Source organism: Cryobacterium arcticum, assembly GCF_003185895.1.
In the GTDB taxonomy this organism is placed as follows: domain Bacteria; phylum Actinomycetota; class Actinomycetes; order Actinomycetales; family Microbacteriaceae; genus Cryobacterium; species Cryobacterium arcticum.
In genome coordinates this window covers 664,419-683,221 of the sequence record NZ_QHLY01000012.1, presented here as the reverse complement: position 1 = coordinate 683,221, position 18,803 = coordinate 664,419, and the positions used below count along the sequence as shown (strand labels likewise).

The 18,803-nt window shown below is 67.1% G+C and carries 21 protein-coding genes; 11 read left to right on the top strand and 10 right to left on the bottom strand.

Going from position 1 to position 18,803, the window contains the following annotated elements:
• The first annotated feature begins 3 nt into the window (after window positions 1-3).
• A complete protein-coding gene (gene lnt / locus CTB96_RS12885; RefSeq protein ID WP_248283368.1) occupies window positions 4-1,593 on the top strand; it encodes an apolipoprotein N-acyltransferase in 1,590 nt (529 codons plus the stop codon).
• 63 nt (window positions 1,594-1,656) lie between these two features.
• Here lnt and CTB96_RS12880 read toward each other — a convergent pair whose 3' ends face one another.
• The 4 genes from CTB96_RS12880 to CTB96_RS12865 form a co-directional block, all read right to left on the bottom strand.
• A complete protein-coding gene (locus CTB96_RS12880) occupies window positions 1,657-2,019 on the bottom strand; it encodes an RNA polymerase-binding protein RbpA (RefSeq protein ID WP_110127283.1) in 363 nt (120 codons plus the stop codon).
• A gap of 89 nt (window positions 2,020-2,108) precedes the next feature.
• Window positions 2,109-2,891, bottom strand: coding sequence for a glycerophosphodiester phosphodiesterase family protein (locus tag CTB96_RS12875; protein WP_110127282.1), 783 nt, complete (start codon window positions 2,889-2,891; stop codon window positions 2,109-2,111).
• Entirely contained in the window at window positions 2,881-3,837 is a 957-nt protein-coding gene (locus CTB96_RS12870; RefSeq protein ID WP_427846504.1) for an SPFH domain-containing protein, read from the bottom strand. The genes CTB96_RS12875 and CTB96_RS12870 overlap by 11 nt, the downstream gene beginning before the upstream one ends.
• Before the next feature lie 20 nt (window positions 3,838-3,857).
• Window positions 3,858-4,325 carry an NfeD family protein gene (locus tag CTB96_RS12865; RefSeq protein WP_110127280.1) on the bottom strand — a complete coding sequence of 156 codons (468 nt, stop codon included), beginning with the start codon at window positions 4,323-4,325 and terminating at the stop codon, window positions 3,858-3,860.
• 58 nt (window positions 4,326-4,383) lie between these two features.
• Here CTB96_RS12865 and CTB96_RS12860 point away from each other — a divergent pair, with 58 nt between their 5' ends.
• Entirely contained in the window at window positions 4,384-5,178 is a 795-nt protein-coding gene (locus tag CTB96_RS12860) for an SDR family oxidoreductase (protein WP_248283367.1), read from the top strand.
• Between the two features lie 71 nt (window positions 5,179-5,249).
• Here CTB96_RS12860 and CTB96_RS12855 read toward each other — a convergent pair whose 3' ends face one another.
• The gene (locus CTB96_RS12855; RefSeq protein ID WP_181397252.1) at window positions 5,250-5,798 is read right to left on the bottom strand and encodes an HdeD family acid-resistance protein; all 549 of its coding nucleotides are present in this window, start codon (window positions 5,796-5,798) and stop codon (window positions 5,250-5,252) included.
• Between the two features lie 322 nt (window positions 5,799-6,120).
• Between CTB96_RS12855 and CTB96_RS12850 the strand changes: the two genes are divergently transcribed.
• The 9 genes from CTB96_RS12850 (at window position 6,121) to CTB96_RS12810 (ending at window position 14,528) form a co-directional block, all read left to right on the top strand.
• The gene (locus tag CTB96_RS12850) at window positions 6,121-6,756 is read left to right on the top strand and encodes a hypothetical protein (protein ID WP_110127277.1); all 636 of its coding nucleotides are present in this window, start codon (window positions 6,121-6,123) and stop codon (window positions 6,754-6,756) included.
• Window positions 6,753-7,169, top strand: a complete 417-nt coding sequence (locus tag CTB96_RS12845; protein ID WP_110127276.1) for a phage holin family protein — start codon at window positions 6,753-6,755, stop codon at window positions 7,167-7,169. The genes CTB96_RS12850 and CTB96_RS12845 overlap by 4 nt, the downstream gene beginning before the upstream one ends.
• Window positions 7,166-7,744: a DUF3618 domain-containing protein gene (locus tag CTB96_RS12840; protein WP_110127275.1), complete on the top strand. Its 579-nt coding sequence runs from the start codon at window positions 7,166-7,168 to the stop codon at window positions 7,742-7,744. The genes CTB96_RS12845 and CTB96_RS12840 overlap by 4 nt, the downstream gene beginning before the upstream one ends.
• A 29-nt stretch (window positions 7,745-7,773) precedes the next feature.
• Window positions 7,774-8,835, top strand: a complete 1,062-nt coding sequence (locus tag CTB96_RS12835) for a YihY/virulence factor BrkB family protein (RefSeq protein ID WP_248283366.1) — start codon at window positions 7,774-7,776, stop codon at window positions 8,833-8,835.
• A gap of 75 nt (window positions 8,836-8,910) precedes the next feature.
• On the top strand, window positions 8,911-9,867 hold the full coding sequence (locus CTB96_RS12830) for a manganese catalase family protein (RefSeq protein WP_110127274.1): 957 nt from the start codon (window positions 8,911-8,913) through the stop codon (window positions 9,865-9,867).
• Window positions 9,864-11,039 (top strand): alcohol dehydrogenase catalytic domain-containing protein, encoded by a 1,176-nt coding sequence (locus tag CTB96_RS12825; RefSeq protein ID WP_110127273.1) that lies wholly within the window; start codon window positions 9,864-9,866, stop codon window positions 11,037-11,039. Before CTB96_RS12830 ends, CTB96_RS12825 begins: the two co-directional genes overlap by 4 nt.
• 68 nt (window positions 11,040-11,107) lie before the next feature.
• Window positions 11,108-11,560 (top strand): helix-turn-helix transcriptional regulator, encoded by a 453-nt coding sequence (locus tag CTB96_RS12820; RefSeq protein ID WP_427846489.1) that lies wholly within the window; start codon window positions 11,108-11,110, stop codon window positions 11,558-11,560.
• Between the two features lie 5 nt (window positions 11,561-11,565).
• On the top strand, window positions 11,566-11,976 hold the full coding sequence (locus CTB96_RS12815; protein ID WP_110127271.1) for a VOC family protein: 411 nt from the start codon (window positions 11,566-11,568) through the stop codon (window positions 11,974-11,976).
• A gap of 161 nt (window positions 11,977-12,137) precedes the next feature.
• Window positions 12,138-14,528 carry an ATP-binding cassette domain-containing protein gene (locus tag CTB96_RS12810; protein WP_110127270.1) on the top strand — a complete coding sequence of 797 codons (2,391 nt, stop codon included), beginning with the start codon at window positions 12,138-12,140 and terminating at the stop codon, window positions 14,526-14,528.
• 306 nt (window positions 14,529-14,834) lie between these two features.
• Here CTB96_RS12810 and CTB96_RS12805 read toward each other — a convergent pair whose 3' ends face one another.
• The 5 genes from CTB96_RS12805 to dhaK all read right to left on the bottom strand — a co-directional run bounded on the left by CTB96_RS12805 (window position 14,835) and on the right by dhaK (window position 18,732).
• Window positions 14,835-15,812 carry a patatin-like phospholipase family protein gene (locus tag CTB96_RS12805; RefSeq protein WP_110127269.1) on the bottom strand — a complete coding sequence of 326 codons (978 nt, stop codon included), beginning with the start codon at window positions 15,810-15,812 and terminating at the stop codon, window positions 14,835-14,837.
• Between the two features lie 183 nt (window positions 15,813-15,995).
• The gene (locus CTB96_RS12800; RefSeq protein ID WP_110127268.1) at window positions 15,996-16,310 is read right to left on the bottom strand and encodes a hypothetical protein; all 315 of its coding nucleotides are present in this window, start codon (window positions 16,308-16,310) and stop codon (window positions 15,996-15,998) included.
• A 57-nt stretch (window positions 16,311-16,367) separates the two neighbouring features.
• Complete coding sequence (gene dhaM, locus CTB96_RS12795) at window positions 16,368-17,078, bottom strand: dihydroxyacetone kinase phosphoryl donor subunit DhaM (RefSeq protein ID WP_110127267.1); 711 nt, start codon at window positions 17,076-17,078, stop codon at window positions 16,368-16,370.
• Window positions 17,079-17,080: 2 nt separating this feature from the next.
• Window positions 17,081-17,719, bottom strand: a complete 639-nt coding sequence (gene dhaL, locus CTB96_RS12790; protein WP_110127266.1) for a dihydroxyacetone kinase subunit DhaL — start codon at window positions 17,717-17,719, stop codon at window positions 17,081-17,083.
• A gap of 11 nt (window positions 17,720-17,730) precedes the next feature.
• Entirely contained in the window at window positions 17,731-18,732 is a 1,002-nt protein-coding gene (gene dhaK / locus CTB96_RS12785) for a dihydroxyacetone kinase subunit DhaK (RefSeq protein ID WP_110127265.1), read from the bottom strand.
• Window positions 18,733-18,803 lie beyond the last annotated feature (71 nt).

Genomic DNA, 18,803 nt, shown 5'->3' with positions numbered 1-18,803 from the left:
GAAGTGAAGACGGCACACCAGCAGAGCACAGGCCTGCCCCTCTGGGCGGCGATGCTCCTCGCCGCCGGCGCCGGCGCTATCCTCGACGCCGGCTTCCCCGACCGCTCCTGGTGGATCCTCGCACCGGTCGGCGTCGCCCTGATGCTGCTGGCCCTGCTCGGCCGCGGCCCGTGGACCGGCCTGCTGATCGGCGCCATTTCCGGACTCTCCTTCTGGCTCATCCACATCAGCTGGCTCACCCTGTACCTCGGCCCGGTGCCGTGGCTGGCCCTGGCCGGGCTCGAAGCCATCTTCTTCGCCGTCGGAATGATGCTCATCGGCATCGTGCTGAATGCCGGACCGCGGGTCTGGCCGAGCGCGGTCGGACGCCTCGGCATGATCCCGGTGGTCGTCGCCGGCCTGTGGACCGCAAGGGAAGCGATCTCCGCCGTCTGGCCGTACGGCGGCTTCGCCTGGGGCCGGGTGGCCATCTCCCAGGCGGAGAGCCCGTTCGCCCCGCTCGTGGCCTGGGTGGGCATGTCCGGGCTGAGCTTTGTGATCGTCTGGCTGTCCGCTCTCGTCGTGCAGCTGTGCCGGGAGCCCGCGGTGCGGATCCCGGTGCGCACGATGATCGCCGTGGCCGCCGTTGCCCTGCTGCTGGCCTTCCCGGCGTGGCCGACGTTGCAGAGCGGTACCGCGCGCATCGCCGCCGTGCAGGGCGCGTCGGATGCCGGCCTGTTCGCGCAGAACGCGCCGGGGCAGATCCTGTCCGACCACGTGTCGGCGACCCTTCCGCTGGTGGGCGAACCGGTCGACTTCGTCGTCTGGCCGGAGAACGGAATCGATGTCGACCCGTTGCGCTCGGCGGATTCCGCCCGGGTGGCCGACTACGTGAGCCGGGCGATGGACGCACCGCTGATCGCCGGTACGATCACGCTCCGCGATGGCAAGTACTACAACACGTCGCTGCTCTGGAAGGCCGGTGAGGGCGCAGTGGACATGTACGACAAGGTGCATCCGGTGCCGTTCGCCGAGTACATGCCCGACCGGGCCTTCTGGCGGCCGTTCGCCCCCGAGCTGATCGACCTGGTCTCGCGGGACTATGAGATCGGCACCCGCGACAACGTGTTCGACATCGAGGGCATCATCGCCGGGATCGCGATCTGTTTCGATATCGCCGACGACCAATTGGTGCACGAGATGATCGACGACGACGCCGAGATCATCCTGGCCCAGACCAACAATGCCGACTTCGGCACTACCGATGAGTCCGTGCAACAGCTCGCGATCGCGCGGCTGCGCGCTATCGAGGCCGGGCGCACCGTGGTGAACATCTCCACCGTCGGCACCAGTGCGATCATCGCCCCGGACGGCACGAACCTCGACAGCCTGCCTACCTGGGTGCCAGGCGCCATGGTGCAGACGGTACCACTCAGCGTCACGGACACACCCGCGATGGCGGCCGGGCGGCCGCTGGAGTGGTTCGTCTCCGGCCTGGGCCTGGCCGGTCTGCTCTTCTGCCTCGTCACCGGCCGCGCGCTGGCCCGGTCAGGCGGAGCCCGGTTGGCTCCGGCGCGTCCGCTCCCGGACCGGGCCAGGATCCGTACCCGCTGACAGCGTCCGGGTACACAAACGGCGCCGGGGTGAACCGGCGCCGAATGGTGTGTGGGGTGTCGGCTAAGCGCCAACCTTCTGTCCTCGTCGTTGCCGCAGGACCGTCAGGCGTTCCTCCAGCAGCTCTTCGAGCTCGGCCCGCGTACGACGTTCCAGGAGCATGTCCCAGTGCGTACGGGCAATCTTTTCGTCGGAGTGGTCAACGACCACGGGCTTCGAATCGACCAGCCGGGTTGCGGTCTGGGAGCAGAACCTGCACTCCCATTCGTCGGGGGCTTCTGCCTCGGCGGAGAAAATCATCACCGTCACACGTCCGCACGTCGCACACAGGTACGTGTGACTCACGCGTGGGGAAAAGGTCACACCCTCTTCGCTCTGCAGGCTCTGCGAACCCAACCTCATGCCACGCAAACTACGATCTGCCATCGTGTGGTCTCCTCTCGCGATGCTGTCCTAGTTGTAAACCATAAAGCTGGACGTTATCTTTCCGTTATCGCCGATCTGACGGGGATCTCTCAGAAACCAGCATCGTGCGCGCCGTCCCGGCCGCGGCTTCCGACCACTCTCGCGGCCAGGTCGTAGCGGTCGGTGACCAGCCCGTCTACGCCCAGTCCCAGCAACCGCCTCATCCGCGCCGGTTCATTAACCGTCCAGACGTGCACCTCGACGCCGATCCGATGCATCCGGGTGATCACCGCCGGCGTCACCACCCGCAGCCGCCCGGCCCGCTCCGGAACCTGAATCGCGCTCACCCCGCGCAGAATGCGGGGGAGTGCCCAGTGCTGCCGCAGTGCCACCGCCGCCAGCATGAGTGCGATGCCCTGGGCCGACGCCGAGGTCGCCGCACCCGGAACCGCCCGGAGCACCCGGCGGCGCCGGGTCTCGGAGAACGAGGTCAGGAGCACCCGCCGGCCGGCGCCGACGGCACGGATCGCGCGCGCTGTCGGCACCACGGCATCGGCGGACTTCACATCGATGTTGAATCTGGCCTCGGGGAACGCGTCGAGTGCCTCGGCCAGCGAACAGTAGGTCTGGCCCTGGCCCAGGTCGATCCGAGCCAGCTGCGCCATGGTGAGCCGGTTCACCGCCGCCCCGCCCGCGGCCAGGGTGGGATCGTGGCTGATCACGGCGACACCGTCGCTCGTGGCGTGCACATCGGTCTCGAGATGGGTGGCCCCGTTGGCCAGGGCGTGCAGGAAGGCCAGCAGAGTGTTCTCGGGCGCGGCTGTGCTCAGCCCGCGGTGCGCGAGGATCCGTGGTCCTGCCGGCGCCAGAAATGACGCCTGGTCAGCCGTCACGTCCAGGCACCTGGGGTTCGGCAGGCACTGTCGGGGGCATGGCGGCGGCGGGGTGCGCGCCGGGTACCGGGTTCGGACCGAACGCGCGGCCGATGCCCTTCATCGCCTCGGTCAGTTCGCTGGGCACGATCCAGAGCTTGTTCGAGGTGCCGTCGGCGAGTTTGGGCAGGGTCTGCAGGTATTGGTAGGCCAACAGCTTCGGGTCGGGGTCACCGTCGTGGATGGCTTTGAACACCGTGGTGATGGCCTCGGCTTCACCCTGGGCACGGAGCACGGCCGCCTTGGCCTGGCCCTCTGCCTGCAGGATCGCAGCCTGACGGGCACCTTCCGCGGTAAGGATGGCCGACTGCTTGGTGCCCTCCGCGGTGAGGATCAGCGCCCGGCGATCGCGCTCGGCGCGCATCTGCTTCTCCATCGAATCCTGGATGGAGTGCGGCGGGTCGATCGCCTTCAGTTCCACCCGGCCCACCCGGATACCCCATTTTCCGGTGGCCTCGTCCAGCACGATCCGCAACTGGCCGTTGATGTTGTCCCGGCTGGTGAGGGCTTCCTCCAGGTTGAGCCCGCCGACCACATTGCGGAGGGTGGTCGTGGTGAGCTGCTCGACCGCGCCGAGATAGTTCGCGATCTCGTAGGTCGCCGCCCGCGCATCCGTCACCTGGAAGTAGACGACGGTGTCGATCGACACCACCAGGTTGTCCTCGGTGATCACCGGTTGCGGCGGGAACGACACGACCTGCTCGCGCATGTCGATCAGCGGGCGCACCCGGTCGATGAACGGCACCAGGATGTTGAGCCCCGGCATCAGGGTCTTGTGATACTTGCCCAGGCGCTCGACCACTCCGGCGCTGGCCTGCGGAATGATGCGGATGGTGCGCACGAGTACCACCACCACGAACACCAGGATGACAACGATCAGAAGCAGCACAAAGAGTTGGACGATGATCTGGTCGGGACTGGGCAAGGTTAGGTCCTTTCAGCGGGGACGACGACGGCCGTTGAGCCGTCGATGGCGAAGACGAGCACCCGGTCGCCCGGGTCCACGGTGTGCCGGGCGTAGTCCGGGGCCAGGCGCGCGGTCCAGGTTTCACCGTTGTCCAGCTTCACCAGCCCACCCAACTCGGCCACCGTGGAGGCGACCCGGCCACCCATCCCGATCAGTGCGGCCACGTTACTCGGCGGCACATCGGCACTATCCCTGGCGATCAGACGCAGCAGGACGGGCCTGATCAGCAGCAAGAGCAAGACCGAGACCGCGGCGGCGAACAGGATCTGCACCCACCAGGGCCAGCCCAGCAGATTCGCGCCGAGGCCGGCGACACTGCCGACGGCGATCATGAGGAAGGTGAAATCGAGGGTGAGCAACTCGATGATGACGCAGACCAGGATGAAGACCAGCCATGCAATCCACAGGTAATCCGTCAAATCCACCATGTCGCTGCCCCTCTGAGCGTCGGTTTGCCTCCGACGCTAGCACTTGGAGGTGTGAGGCATGTTGATAGTCTTTATCCCCGTGAGCACACCATCGATGAATCCCCTCCAGCCCGGCAGCCTGACCGGAAAACGTATCCTCGTCACGGGCTCGTCCCGCGGGATCGGAGCCGACACCGTCGCCTACTTCGCCGAAGCCGGCGCCAAGGTCGTCATCAACTACCGCAATAAGGAAGCGCGGGCCAACAAGCTCGCCACCGCCATCCGCGACGCCGGCGGCACCGCCATCACTGTGGCCGCCGACCTCACCGACGCCGAGTCGGTGGCCGCGATGTTCGAGACTATTCGCGCCGAGTACGGCGGACTCGACATCCTGGTGATGAACGCGTCGGGCGGTATGGAGAGCGGCATGGCCGAGGACTACGCCATGCAGTTGAACCGGGACGCCCAGGTCAACCTGCTCAACGCCGCCGTTCCGCTGCTCAGCGACGGGTCGCGGGTGGTCTTCATCACCAGCCACCAGGCCCACTTCGTGGACACCGCGTCCAACGTGGCCGTCTACGAACCCGTCGCCCGCAGCAAGCGCGCCGGCGAAGACGCACTCCGCGCCGTGATTCCCGAACTGGCCGAAGCCGGCATCGGATTCGTCGTCGTCTCCGGAGATATGATCCAGGGCACCATCACGGCTGTGTTACTCGAGCGCGCCAACCCGGGAGCGATCAGCGCCCGCCAGGACTCGGCCGGCAAACTCTACAACGTCAGCGAATTCGCCGCCGAGATCGTTCTGGCCGCCGTCGAGCCCGTTCCCGCGAACAACACCCGCTACGTCGGCGACACCTCGGACTTCACCAACTGACCTACCACGGTCGACAACGACTGCACCGAACAACGGCGATCCGCACTCCGCGGGTCGCCGTTGTCTCGTTGTCAGGCGATGTTCTCCGCCGCACGGTTGCCGCGGCCGAAGGTGAAGGCACGCACGAGTTGCACCAGCCCGGAGATGATCAGCATGATGCCGCCGATCGTCACGAGCACGCCGAGAGTCTCGACTGGGGCGAACAACACGATCACACCGGCGATGATCGCCACCACGCCGAAGAGGATGCCGAACCACCGGCTGGAGTCCACGCTGTATTCGACCAGCGCCGCGATGCCCTCCACGATCCAGGAAATGCCGATCACCAGGCCGAGCACGGCGAGGGATCCGTCGGGGTTGCGCATCGCGATGATCCCCACGATGACCATGATCAGTCCGAAAACGATGTTCAACACCCTCCCACCGGCCGCGGAGCCGGTGCTGCCGATGCCGCGCACGATGCGCAAGGCACCGCTGACCAGAAAGTACAGCCCGAAGAGCACCGCGATCACGCTCAACGTCGCCGTCGTCCAGACGAGCAAGATGGTGCCGAGCCCGATGGCGATCAGCGCGCTGACCGCGAATGCCACCCGCACCCCGGTGATCTCCCTACTGCTCATCCGGCGAGGATCTACCGATAGTGCGAACACCACGCTCGTGGACATAGTTCTCCTTCCGGCAAACGGGCAGAATCCCACATCACCGTAGACCTGTTTCGTGGGGGCCGCTATCCCCTCACCGGAGTTATTTTCGAATGCCCGGATGCGTACTTAAGGACGGGATTTTTGCCCGTTCGTCACGGCACCCACCCAAGATTGGCGGTTCTCTCAGAGTGCTTGAAATCGTCGGCGGCACCGGTCAATGATTGTTCGATTCGGGCAGCGCCGCCGCGGCTGACCGGCTCACGCGGACGCTGAGCCCACCACAATTCCAAGGAGAGCCATGTCGAACACAGATCCAGCATTCGCCCCCGACTACCCCGTCGTGGACACCGGAGCAGACCTCGCCGCCGCGGGTCCCGACTCCCAGGACCGAACAGGGGATTACAGCACCGCCGACCCTGCACCGTCGCAGGCTGACGGCGCATCGGCCGGCCAACGAGCAGCCGACCTCGCCGGAACCTCCGCCGCCGCCGGCCAGCACGTCGCCGGTGTCGCCGCCGACGAGGCTCACCGGGTCGGCTCCGAGACCAAGCAGCAGGCCAAAGACCTGTACCGCCAGACCCAGTCCGAGCTGTCGGACCAGGCCGCGGCCCAGCAGAAGCGGGTCGCCTCCGGCCTCCGCTCGCTCGGCGACGAATTCGGCTCGATGGCCGAGTCCTCCCAGTCACAGGGCGTGGCCAGTGATCTCGCCCACCAGGCCGCGACCAGGGCGGCCGGCATCGCGGACTGGCTCGACCAGCGCGACCCCGGCGCCCTGCTCGACGAGCTGAAGGGCTACGCACGCCGTCGCCCCGGGACCTTCATCGCCATCGCCGCCGTGGCCGGCATCGTCGCTGGCCGGTTGACCCGCGGGGTGATCGCCGACACGAAGGACACCGCGGACACCACTCCTGACCTGACCGGGACCCCGCGATGACCGATCTGCCCACTCCGTCCGAACGCAAAGCCGCCGACACGTCCCTCGGCGATCTGCTCGGCGAGGTGACCCGCGACGTCTCGACGCTGATGCGCCAGGAGGTGGAGCTGGCCAAGGCAGAGGTTCGCCAGTCGGCTACCCGCGCCGGCAAGGGTGCGGGCCTCGTCGGCGGGGCCGGCTATGCCGGGCACCTCACCGTGCTCTTCCTGTCCCTGGCCGCCTGGTGGGGACTCGGGCACGTGGTCGACATCGCCTGGGCGGCCGTCATCGTCGCCGTCATCTGGGCCATCGTCGCTGCCGTTCTCGCCGTCCTCGGCCGTCAGGAACTGCGGAAGATCCAAGGCGCGCCGAACACCGTCGATTCGCTGAAAAGAATTCCCGACGCACTGAAACGAAATGAGGAAAACCTATGAGCACCGAAAGCACTACAGGCACCGACCCCGATGTCCTCCGCGCCCGGATCGAAGACACCCGCAGGGAGCTCGGCAGTGACGTCGATGCCCTGGCCGACAAGGTCACACCCGGCAAGATCATGCACCGCCAGACCGACAAGGTGAAGAGCGCGGTCGGTTCGGTCAAGGACAGGATGATGGGATCGGCCGAGGACGCGGGCCGATCGGTGAACGAAGCCACGGGGGAGGCCTCCGACCTGGCCCACCACGCTGTCGCCCGCGCCAAGGGAAACCCGCTGGCCGTGGGTCTGATCGCCTTCGGCGTCGGCTGGCTCGCCTCGTCGCTGATCCCGGCGAGCACGGCGGAGAAGCGCGTCGCGTCACAGGTGAAAGACGCTGCCCAGCCGCTGGCCCACGAGGCTGCGGAGGCCGCCAAGCAGGTCGGCGAGAACCTGAAGCAGCCCCTCGCCGACGCCGCCGACGCCGTCAAGGGCACCGCGACCGACGCCGCGGAGACCGTCAAGACCGAGGCCTCGTCCTCGGCCGGTGAGGTGCGCGACGAAGCCACGCACACCGGCGGCAGCGCCCAGGGCTGACCGACCCCGAATTCGACGAGGAGGAAACCGTGACCGGCAACGACACCCGCCAGAAGGCAAACCGAGCTCCCTCACCCGACGATCCGCGCAAACCGGACACGCCGACTGAGGTCGCCAAGCCCTCCTGGAAGTACGCGTTGCGCAAGACCATGCGCGAGTTCACCGCGGACCAATGCACCGATCTCGCCGCGGCGCTGACCTACTACGCCGTCTTGTCACTCTTTCCAGCGCTGATCGCCCTGATCTCGCTCCTGGGCGTCTTCGGCCAGGGAGAGCGGTCGACGGACACCATCCTCACCCTCGTCAACGACGTGGCCCCCGGCGGCACGGCAGACGTGCTGCGCGATCCGCTCGAGCAGTTCAGCTCGTCACCGGCCGCCGGGTTCGCCCTCGTCTTCGGCATCGTGCTGGCCATCTGGTCCGCATCCGGCTATGTCGGCGCGTTCAGCCGGGCGATGAACCGGATCTATGAGATCGAGGAGGGGCGGCCGTTCTGGAAGCTGCGCCCCGTGCAGCTGGGCGTGACCGTCGTGAGCATTCTGCTCATCCTGGTCATGGTGATCATCCTCATCGTCTCCGGTCCGGTCACAGCGGCAGTGGGCAGTGCGCTCGGCCTCGGGGAGACCGTGCAGATCGTCTGGTCCATCGTCAAATGGCCGATTCTCGCCCTGGCCGCGGTGTTGATCATCGCGATCCTCTACTACGCCACCCCGAACGCCAAGCAGCCCAAGTTCCGCTGGATCAGTATGGGGGCAGCCCTGGCCCTGATCACCCTGGTGGTCGCTTCGTTCCTCTTCGGGCTGTACGTGACCAATTTCTCCAATTACGACCGAACCTACGGTTCCCTCGCCGGGGTGGTGATCTTCCTGCTCTGGCTCTGGATCGCCAATCTCGCGCTGCTCTTCGGCGCCAAGTTCGATGCCGAGCTGGAGCGCGGCCGGCAACTCCAAGCCGGCATCAAGGCCGAGGAAGAGATCCAGCTGCCTCCCCGCGACACCCGCAAGAGCGACAAGGTGGCCGCTAAGGAGCGCGAGGACGTGCTCGAAGGACGGCGGCTGCGCGAGCAGGGCGCCGGCCGGGCCAAGAAATAGGGCCCGGTTACCGTTCCACCACCGGCCGGACCGGCCGGTGACCGTATCACCCAGCGTGTTCCCGAAAGGACCTCCATGTATTTCCACGTGCAGTCCCTCATTCATGACATCGCGCAGGACGAGCCGGACCCCGCAGCGGCCAACGCATTGCAGGAAGGCCTCGGCGGGCAGTTCGGCGAGATGCGCACGATGATGCAGTACCTCTTCCAGGCGATGAACTTCCGCGGACCTGCGGCCAAGCCCTATCGTGACCTCATCCAGGGGATCGGCACCGAGGAGATCAGCCACGTCGAGCTGATCGGTACCACGATCTCCCGGCTCTTGGACGGATCGCCGCGCTACCAGGGCAAGGTCACCGACCCCGTGGACAAGCCCGGTGCCGGGGGAGCGATACCGCTGGAGCTCGCCCTCAGCAAGGGCAATATCCACCATTACCTCGTCGGCGCCCAAGGCGCCCTGCCGGTGGACGCGGTCGGCAACCCCTGGAGCGGCAGTTACGTCTACAACTCCGGCAACCTCGTGCTCGACCTGCTCTACAACCTCATGCTTGAGTCCACCGGCCGGCTGCAGAAGTGCCGCATCTACGAGATGACCGAGAACAAGACCGCGAGGTCCACCATCTCGTACCTGATCGTGCGCGACCAGGCTCACGAGAACGGGTACGCCAAGGCCCTCGAAACCCTCGGCGTGAATTGGAAGACGCTGCTCCCGATCCCGAAGACCAACGCCGAGAAGTTCCCCGAGGTGAAGAAGCTCCTCGACCTCGGCCTGCACAGCAAGCAGTACACCTTCGACCTCGCCACGCAGTCAGAGGCCGGAAAGATCTACCAGGGCCTGTCGCCGTCCAACGACGGTTCGACGCTGCTGGCCGACGAGCAGGCACCGGTCGGTGTGCCGTCGGTCATCGCGCCCGAACGCCTGGAGGAATTCTCGCCCGGGCTCGACCCCGAGCTGATGGAACTGATCCAAGCCACCGCCGACCTGGAAATGGCCGAGGTGGATGCCTCCTACGGTCCGGTGACCGGCAAGTGAGGGCTCTCACCTGGCAGGGCAAGCGAAACGTCACCATCTCCGAGGTGCCGGACCCGGTGATCGAGAAGCCCACCGACATCGTGATCCGGGTCACGTCGACCGCCATCTGCGGTTCGGATCTGCACCTGTACGAGGTCTTCGGCCCCTTCTTGAAGCCCGGCGACATCCTCGGCCATGAATCCATGGGTGTGGTCGAGGAGGTGGGCGCCGCTGTACGCACGCTCAAGCCCGGCGACCGGGTGGTCATCCCGTTCGTGATCGCCTGCGGCGAGTGCTTCATGTGTCTGCGCGGCCTGACCACCCAGTGCGAGACCACCCAGAACCATGCCCACGACAGCGGCGCCTCCCTGTACGGGTACACCGAACTGTACGGCTCGGTGCCCGGCGAGCAGGCCGAACGGCTCCGGGTGCCGTTGGCGGACGCCAACGCTCTCAAGGTCGGCCACGACCTCGCCGATGAACGCTACCTCTTCCTCAGTGACATCCTGCCGACGGCCTGGCAGGGTGTGCAGTACGCCGACCTGCCGGAGGACGGGGTCCTGGGCGTGCTCGGGCTCGGCCCGGTCGGCCAGTTCGTCGGCCGGATCGCCCGCCATCTCGGGCACCGGGTGATCGCGGTCGATCCGGTCCCGGAGCGACGACTGCTGGCCGAACGGTACGGCATCGAAACCCTGGACCTCACCGACGACGTGCTCGAGCGCCTACGCGACAGCACTGCGGGCCGGGGACCGGACTCGATGGTGGACGCTGTCGGACTCGAGGCCCATGGTGCGCCCGGTGCCAGTCTGGCCCAAGCCGCAGTGGGTTTGCTGCCAGACGCCGTCGCGCAGAAACTGATGAACACCGGGGGAGTGGACCGCTTGAGTGCCATGCATCTCGCCTTCGACGCGGTGCGGCGCGGCGGAACCGTGTCGCTCAGCGGTGTGTACGCCGGCGAGGCCGACCCCACGCCGATGAAGAGCCTCTTCGACAAGCAGGTCAGCATCCGGATGGGACAGTGCAATGTGCACCGCTGGCTGGACGACCTCGTGCCGTTGGTCGAGGACCCGGCCGACCCGCTGGGGGTGGAAGACCTGGTCACCCACCGGGTCACGCTGGACCGCGCCCCGGACATGTATGAGATCTTCCAGAAGAAGGAGAAGGGCTGTATCAAGGTCGTCCTGACCCCGTGACCGCAGGTTTCGGTGCCGGGTGACTCCACAGGCGCGGATCGACAACGACCCGCGCCTGTGGCACGATCGTGCACGTGAGCAGCACACCCATTCCCTCCGACCGCCTCGCCGACCTCGCCAGGCTGCGGCGGGTGCGCGACCGGATCGACCGTGAATCGGCCAGGCCCCTGGACGTCGAGGCTCTCGCCCGCGGTGTTAGCATGTCGGCCGGGCATCTCAGCCGGCAGTTCAAGCTCGCGTATGGGGAATCGCCGTACTCGTACCTGATGACACGCCGCATCGAACGGGCGATGGCGCTGCTGCGCCGGGGCGACCTCAGCGTCACCGAGGTGTGCTTCGAGGTCGGATGTTCGTCGCTGGGCACCTTCAGCACCCGCTTCACCGAACTGGTCGGCGTTCCTCCGAGCACCTACCGGCGCCAGCCGTTCGACGCTCAGGGGATACCGTCGTGTACCGCCGGACAGGTCACCAGACCGATCAGGAATCGAGAAGCGCGCGCGTTGGCCGGCTCATTAGATTGACTGTCATGGACATCACGATTCACTCAAGTTTCCTTCCGCACGCCGACCCGGACGCATCCCTGGTCTTCTACCGGGACGCCCTCGGTTTCGAGGTGCGCAATGACGTCGGCTACGGAGGCATGCGGTGGATCACGGTCGGCCCGGTCGGTCAGCCGGGAACCGCCATCGTGCTGGAGCCTCCCGTGGCCGATCCCGGAGTCACCGACGAGGAACGCCGGACCATCGCCGAGATGATGGCCAAGGGCACCTACGCCGGCATCAACCTCGCCACCGCCGACCTGGACGCGACCTTCGCGCGGCTGGACGCCAGCGGAGCTGAAATCGTGCAGGAGCCGACCGAGCAGCCCTACGGGGTGCGCGACTGCGCCGTGCGCGACCCTGCCGGAAACCTGATCCGGATCCAGGAGCTGCGCTGACCGGAGGGTGTCACCCGAGGCCCCTCACCGACGCTGGCCGCTCAGCGGCTAGCGTCACCCCGGGCACCCCGGATACCCTGACGTATGCTCGAAGCCGGTCAGGCCTGGGCAGGCAATGTCGACGCTTCCGTAGTCGGCTCCGCCAGAGAGATGGAGACACCATGTGCGCCAGCACAGCGACCGAAACGCCCGCACCCGCGACACATCGTGCCGACAGCCACGACATGATCCGGGTGGAGGGTGCACGGGAGAACAATCTCAAGAACATCAGCGTCGAAATCCCCAAGCGCCGGCTGACCGTGTTCACCGGTGTCTCCGGCTCGGGCAAGAGCTCGCTGGTCTTCGGCACCATCGCCGCGGATTCACAGCGCATGATCAACGAGACCTACAGCGCCTTCCTGCAGGGTTTCATGCCGACGCTGGCACGACCCGACGTCGACGCGATGAGCGGGCTCACCACGGCGATCATCGTCGACCAGGAGCGGATGGGCGCGAACGCCCGTTCGACCGTGGGAACGGCCACCGACGCCAACGCGATGTTGCGCATCCTGTTCAGCCGGGTGGGCCTGCCGTACATCGGGTCGCCGCAGGCGTTCTCCTTCAATGTCGCCTCCATCTCCGGAGCGGGCGCTGTCACGCTGGAGCGCGGCGGCGTCACCACCAAGGAACGCCGCAGCTTCACCATCACCGGCGGAATGTGCCCGCGGTGCGAGGGAATGGGCACGATCAACGACATCGACCTCAGCCAGCTGTACGACGACTCCAAGGCCTTGGACGAGGGAGCGCTGACGATCCCGGGGTACACGGCCGACGGCTGGGGTGTGAAGATCTTCACCGGCTCCGGGTTCCTCGACCCGAAGAAGCCGATCCGGGACTACACCAAGAAGGAACTGCACGACTTCCTCTACAAGGAGCCGGTCAAGGTGAAGGTCGGCGACATCAACATGACCTATGAGGGACTCATCCCCAAGGTGCAGAAGTCGTTCCTCGCCAAGGACCGGGAGGCCATGCAGCCGCATATCCGCGCGTTCGTCGACCGGGCCGTCACCTTCGCGACCTGCCCCGAGTGCGGTGGCACCCGGCTGAGCGAAGCCGCCAGGTCATCGCGGATCGACGGCGTCAATATTGCCGAGGCCTGCGCGATGCAGATCAGCGACCTGGCCGGCTGGGTGAACGGGCTCAACGAGCCGTCGGCGGCACCCTTGCTGGCCACGCTGCGGCACACCCTGGATTCCTTCGTCGAGATCGGTTTGGGCTACCTCTCGCTCGACCGGCCGTCCGGCACGCTCTCCGGCGGCGAGGCCCAGCGCACCAAGATCATCCGTCACTTGGGGTCGTCGCTGACCGACGTCACCTACGTCTTCGACGAACCGAGCATCGGCCTGCATCCCCATGACATCCAGCGGATGAACGAGTTGCTGCTGCGGCTGCGAGACAAGGGCAACACCGTTCTTGTGGTCGAGCACAAGCCCGAGATGATCGCCATCGCCGACCACGTCGTCGACCTCGGGCCGGGCGCCGGCACCGCGGGCGGCACCGTCTGTTACGAAGGCTCCCTGGAGGGGCTGCGGGCCAGCGACACCCTCACCGGTCGGCACCTGGACGACCGGGCACAGCTCAAGAAGACGGTGCGCACGCCAACCGGCAGCCTCGAGATCCGCGGCGCCACAGCCCACAACCTGCGGGATGTCGACGTCGACATTCCGCTCGGCGTTCTCGTGGTCGTCACCGGCGTCGCCGGCTCGGGCAAGAGCTCGCTGGTGCACGGGTCGATTCCCGCCGGCGCGGGCGTGGTCTCGATCGACCAGGGCGCGATCAAGGGTTCCCGACGAAGCAACCCGGCGACCTACACCGGCATGCTCGAACCGATCCGCAAGGCGTTCGCGAAGGCCAACGGCGTCAAGCCCGCCCTGTTCAGTTCGAACTCCGAGGGCGCCTGCCCCAACTGCAACGGTGCCGGAGTGATCTACACCGACCTCGGTATCGTCGCCGGCGTTGCGACGACCTGTGAAGTCTGCGAGGGAAAGCGCTTCCAAGCATCCGTACTGGAATACCACCTGGGCGGACGGGACATCAGCGAGGTCCTGGCGATGTCGGTGACCGAGGCCCGGGAGTTCTTCGGCGCGGGGGAGGCCCGCACCCCGGTTGCGCACACGATCCTCAACGGCCTGGCCGATGTCGGGCTCGGTTACCTCAGCCTCGGCCAGCCGCTGACCACGCTGTCGGGCGGTGAGCGGCAGCGGATCAAGCTGGCGATGCACCTGGGGGAGAAGGGCGGTGTCTACGTGCTCGACGAGCCGACCACCGGCCTGCACCTCGCCGATGTCGAGCAACTGCTCGGCTTGCTCGACCGGCTCGTCGACGCGGGCAAGTCGGTGATCGTGGTCGAGCACCACCAGGCCGTGATGGCCCACGCCGACTGGATCATCGACATCGGACCCGGCGCCGGCCACGACGGCGGCCGGATCGTGTTCGAGGGCACCCCGGCGGACCTGGTGGCGGATGGCTCCACACTGACCGGTCAACATCTCGCGAGCTACATCGGCGCCTGATCTCTGATCCGGTCGAATTCACCGATTACTTGACATAAGGTGAATCCGGCCCGCTGACCGCCGACCAGGTCGTTGTCGGCGTCACGCTCCTGCACCGGCATTCATCCCGAGCTTCGGGATGCGTCAGGCCATCCGCGCCCGTGCGGGCGACGAGTGATTCGGACGTCGCAGTGAACTCGGTCGGCGCGGCCAGGCGTGCCACGAATCACGTCGCACCCACACAAACCCGCACTTACGGCCACTAGCGATATGTGACCGATAATGCACATTATGTCAACAAACAGGGAGCAACGCCGCTGGTGGGCCTCAGCCGACGCCTCCTTCCCTCGCCGCCTGCCAGAAACCGGTGAGCCGCTCGCCAAGGTTCCTGCCCTGTTCGTAGCCAGCTCGGGCCGCGGGCGGACGCAGCGACGGATCCATCGCGTTCACGCCGAACAGATGCTCGGCGGCGCCATCCGGAAAGATCGTCTCCACGCGACTTCCGCCCGCTCGAAGCTCTGCGACCTGCACGGCAAGGTGCATGCCCCACTCGAGCGGATACCGGGATCGACCGCCGAAGGGCGACAGCACCACCACCCGGTCGAATCCGGCGGCGAGGTCCGCATTTTCGTTGCGCCGGTAGCCGCCATCAAGATACCTGTCGTCGCCGACGCGGTACGGAACGCCGGAGGACGTGCTGGCGGCGACGGCGTCGACCAGCGCGACCCCACTGTGGCGGTCGAAGACGACCGCTGCCCCGGTCCGGGCATCAAGCGCCGTGATGAGCATCGTGCGTTCCGGCCAGCGCGGGTTCGGCAGTCGGGCGGCCACCATGACCCGCCACCGAGCCGACCACTCCCCGTCGGATGCCGCATCGAGATCGAGCGCCGCCGCACTCAATCTGCGACGCAGGTCGGGTGCATCCGCCGCGTCGGCGATGATCCGGCCCGTCCTCGCCATCTGGTCGACCACAGTCCCGGTGGCGGGCCGGCCCCCGGTCGGTCCGCTTGACGCCGGTCGGTGCTGCGAGGCATCGGACAGGATTGTGGCGAGCAATTCCGCCGGAGAAGTGCCGGTGATCTGTGCCGCAGCGGTGGATCCGGCCGACGTGCCGATGATCACATCGGAGCGGGTCACATCCACCCCGACATCGGCCAGACCGGCGATGACGCCGATCAACCAGGCATTGCCGGTTGAGCCACCGCCGCCAAGGACCAACGCCGTGCGGGTGCGAGGCGCCGAGGCGTCATCGGTGGGCGCCGTTGATGAGAACTGAGAAGAATCGGGCTGACGTGGAGAAGTCATGGAGGTCGCTTCCTGAGTAGGTGCGGCGCTCCCCCGCGGCTACGTCAGTCGCGCGATCGTGATCTCGATGGGAGCGCCCAGTGTGGGCAGAAGCCCAGTATGGACAGAGTGCGCATCAGGCTCACCTCCTCGGATCGGGTCACGTTCTGGAGCGATTCTACCCGGGTGGGCCCGGGGCCATCCTCACTCCGCAGGTTCCTCGCCACGTGGCCGCCGAATCACCATGCCGAATTCATTGACCGGCTCGAAGGCGTCCCGATCCCACGCGCCGGGGTGCGGCACCGGACAGTTCAGCACGGTGTCATGAGCGGAGTGTTCGATCGTGTGCTCGGTCATCGGCCGCCCGCAGACCGGGCAGAGCGTCAGCCCCGTGGTCTCCGCGGCGTCATAGTTGCCGACGGGAGGTGAGTCGAACGCGGGCCTGAGCCGGTCCTCCACCCAATCGAAGAGGTGGCCGACGCGATGCCCCTTGGCCGAGGATTTCTCATGCTGGACCATGCGGACAGCGTACGCCCGTCGGGCGGGGATGATCCAGTCTTTCCGGTCCGGCCGGAGTCATTCCTCGCCGAAACCGGTCTCGATCAGATCGGCCAGGGCGTCCACGGCCGCGCGGGAGCGTTCGTCCGGACCTGAGATCTCCACGCTCATCCCCCGGGTGAGCCCGAGCGACATGATCCCCAGCAGGCTGTGGGCGTCGCGGCCGTTGACGCTAACCGGGGCATCAAAAGTGCTGGCCAGCTTGACGAAATCCGCGGCTGGCCTGGCGTGCAGACCGTCACGGTTGCGCAGGATGACCGTACGGCTCACCTCACTGCGTTCCGGCTCCGCGGCGCCAGACGCGTCGTCGGCCGAGGGTGGCGTGCTCCGCGCGGATTCGGCCGCAGCGACCACAGCAGCGAGGTCTCCCCCGATCTCTGCGGCAACCGCGGCCGCCACCCCACCCTCCACCAGTGGGGCGTCGGCGATCTGCACCCGGGGGCGCACCGCGTCGTCGAGGAAGTCGAGTGCCGTCTCCGCGGTCAGGATCGCCGAGCCGAGATCGCACAGCACAACCGCGCCGGCGCCACGATCGGCTTCGGCGATGCCCGCGACGATGAGATCGAAACTCGTCCCGATCCCGCCGTCATCCCTGCCGCCGGCCGCGACCAGGGTCACCGTCGGCGCCATCTGCCGAGCGAGTTCCACCAGGCCAGCCGCGATCAGCGCGCTGTGGGAGACGAACACGAGGCCGACCTGGTCGGTCGGGTTGCCCTGGGCGCCGGCCATGATCAGGACGAGGCGGCAGCGTCGGCGCCACTGCGCAGGATGAGCGCCGTCGACTGCGCCCCTGGGTCCCGATGCCCGATGGCACGCTCGCCCAGGTAGCTGGCGCGACCCTTGCGGGCGACGAGCGGTTCGGTGCTCACGGCGCCGGCTTCCGCGGCATCCGCCGCTGCAGCCAGCACCAGCGCGGGGTCGGCCCCGGCAGCGTGGGCCTGCTCGGCCGCGTCGACGGCCGGGGTCCAGGCGTCGATCATGGTCTTGTCGCCGGACTCGGCCTTGCCGCGCAGCACGATGCCGTCGCGCGCGGCGGTCAGCAGGGCCACCACGGCGGCGCCGTCAAGCTCGGCGACCCCGGTCACCGCTGTGGCGGCCTTGAGGTAGGCAGTGCCGTAGAGCGGGCCGGCAGCGCCGCCGACGGTGGAGATCAGGGTGGAGGCGAGAGTCTTGAAGGCGTCGCCGGGCGTGGCACCGTCGGCGAGCCCGTCGAGCTTGGGCAGAACGGCCTGGAAACCGCGGTCCATGTTCTCGCCGTGATCTCCGTCGCCGATCTCCCGGTCGAGCGTGTTCAGCTCGGCCCGGTGTTCAGCGAGCACCTGCGCGCTGCTCCTGATCCAGGCCTGCGCCCATGCGACATCTAGACTCATTACGGTCTTCCCTACTTTCCCCACCGCAGTGCGGCCGTGTGCACCGGAGCATCCCACAGGGCGGTCAACTCTTCATCGAGTTTGAGTACCGTGATTGACATACCCTGCATCTCCAGTGATGTTGTGAAATTTCCGACGAGCGTACGCGTGACCTCGATACCGCGACCGGCGAGAACTTCAGCGGCCCGTCGGAATACAATGTACAGCTCAACCTGCGGCGTCCCGCCCATTCCGTTGATGAACAGCAAAACCTTGTCACCGGATGTGTATGGCAGGTCATCGAGGATCGGCCCCAGGAGCCGGTCGACGATAGCGTCGGCGGGTTCGAGCTTGATCCGTTCCCGCCCCGGTTCGCCGTGGATGCCGATACCGATCTCGATTTCGTCGTCGGCGAGGGTGAAGCTGGGTTCGCCGGCGTGCGGAACCACACACGGGGTCAGCGCAACGCCCATCGACCGTACCTGGCCGATGACCTTCTCGGCGACGGTCGCGACCGCCGTCAGGTCGTCGCCACGCTCGGCGGCGGCACCGGCGATCTTCTCCACCAACACTGTGCCCGCCACTCCCCTGCGCCCGGCGGTGTAGAGCGAGTCCTTCACGGCGACGTCGTCGTTGACGATCACGGTGCGCACTTCGATCTCATCGGCCGCAGCCAGGTCCGCGGCCGTTTCGAAGTTCAACACATCCCCGGTGTAGTTCTTCACGATATGCAGCACGCCCGCTCCGCCGTCGACGGCTTTGGTCGCCGCGAGTATCGGGTCGGGGGTCGGGGAGGTGAACACGGCTCCCGGCACCGCCGCATCCAGCATGCCGAATCCGACGAAGCCGCCGTGCAGCGGCTCGTGTCCGCTTCCGCCCCCGCTCACGATGCCGACCTTGCCGGCCTGGGGCGCGTCGGAACGAACGATATAGACCGGATCAAGGGACACACGCACGATATCGGGGTGGGCCGCACCGAAACCGGCGACGGCCTCGTCGACGACGTTCTTCGGATCGTTGACAAGCTTCTTCATGACCATTCCTTCGTTCATCGGAATCGGGCGGCGCGTCGGGGGCGTGCGCGCCGGTCGCACTCTGGTTCTCT

What these genes read in the sequence shown, in the direction of transcription:
- CTB96_RS12880 (WP_110127283.1), bottom strand. Translation starts at nt 2,019, where the DNA reads ATGGCAGATCGTAGTTTGCGTGGCATGAGGTTGGGTTCGCAGAGCCTG.
- CTB96_RS12865 (WP_110127280.1), bottom strand. Translation starts at nt 4,325, where the DNA reads ATGGTGGATTTGACGGATTACCTGTGGATTGCATGGCTGGTCTTCATC.
- CTB96_RS12860 (WP_248283367.1), top strand. Translation starts at nt 4,384, where the DNA reads ATGTTGATAGTCTTTATCCCCGTGAGCACACCATCGATGAATCCCCTC.
- CTB96_RS12855 (WP_181397252.1), bottom strand. Translation starts at nt 5,798, where the DNA reads ATGAGCAGTAGGGAGATCACCGGGGTGCGGGTGGCATTCGCGGTCAGC.
- CTB96_RS12850 (WP_110127277.1), top strand. Translation starts at nt 6,121, where the DNA reads ATGTCGAACACAGATCCAGCATTCGCCCCCGACTACCCCGTCGTGGAC.
- CTB96_RS12845 (WP_110127276.1), top strand. Translation starts at nt 6,753, where the DNA reads ATGACCGATCTGCCCACTCCGTCCGAACGCAAAGCCGCCGACACGTCC.
- CTB96_RS12840 (WP_110127275.1), top strand. Translation starts at nt 7,166, where the DNA reads ATGAGCACCGAAAGCACTACAGGCACCGACCCCGATGTCCTCCGCGCC.
- CTB96_RS12830 (WP_110127274.1), top strand. Translation starts at nt 8,911, where the DNA reads ATGTATTTCCACGTGCAGTCCCTCATTCATGACATCGCGCAGGACGAG.
- CTB96_RS12815 (WP_110127271.1), top strand. Translation starts at nt 11,566, where the DNA reads ATGGACATCACGATTCACTCAAGTTTCCTTCCGCACGCCGACCCGGAC.
- CTB96_RS12810 (WP_110127270.1), top strand. Translation starts at nt 12,138, where the DNA reads ATGTGCGCCAGCACAGCGACCGAAACGCCCGCACCCGCGACACATCGT.
- CTB96_RS12805 (WP_110127269.1), bottom strand. Translation starts at nt 15,812, where the DNA reads ATGACTTCTCCACGTCAGCCCGATTCTTCTCAGTTCTCATCAACGGCG.
- CTB96_RS12800 (WP_110127268.1), bottom strand. Translation starts at nt 16,310, where the DNA reads ATGGTCCAGCATGAGAAATCCTCGGCCAAGGGGCATCGCGTCGGCCAC.
- dhaM (WP_110127267.1), bottom strand. Translation starts at nt 17,078, where the DNA reads ATGGCCGGCGCCCAGGGCAACCCGACCGACCAGGTCGGCCTCGTGTTC.
- dhaL (WP_110127266.1), bottom strand. Translation starts at nt 17,719, where the DNA reads ATGAGTCTAGATGTCGCATGGGCGCAGGCCTGGATCAGGAGCAGCGCG.
- dhaK (WP_110127265.1), bottom strand. Translation starts at nt 18,732, where the DNA reads ATGAAGAAGCTTGTCAACGATCCGAAGAACGTCGTCGACGAGGCCGTC.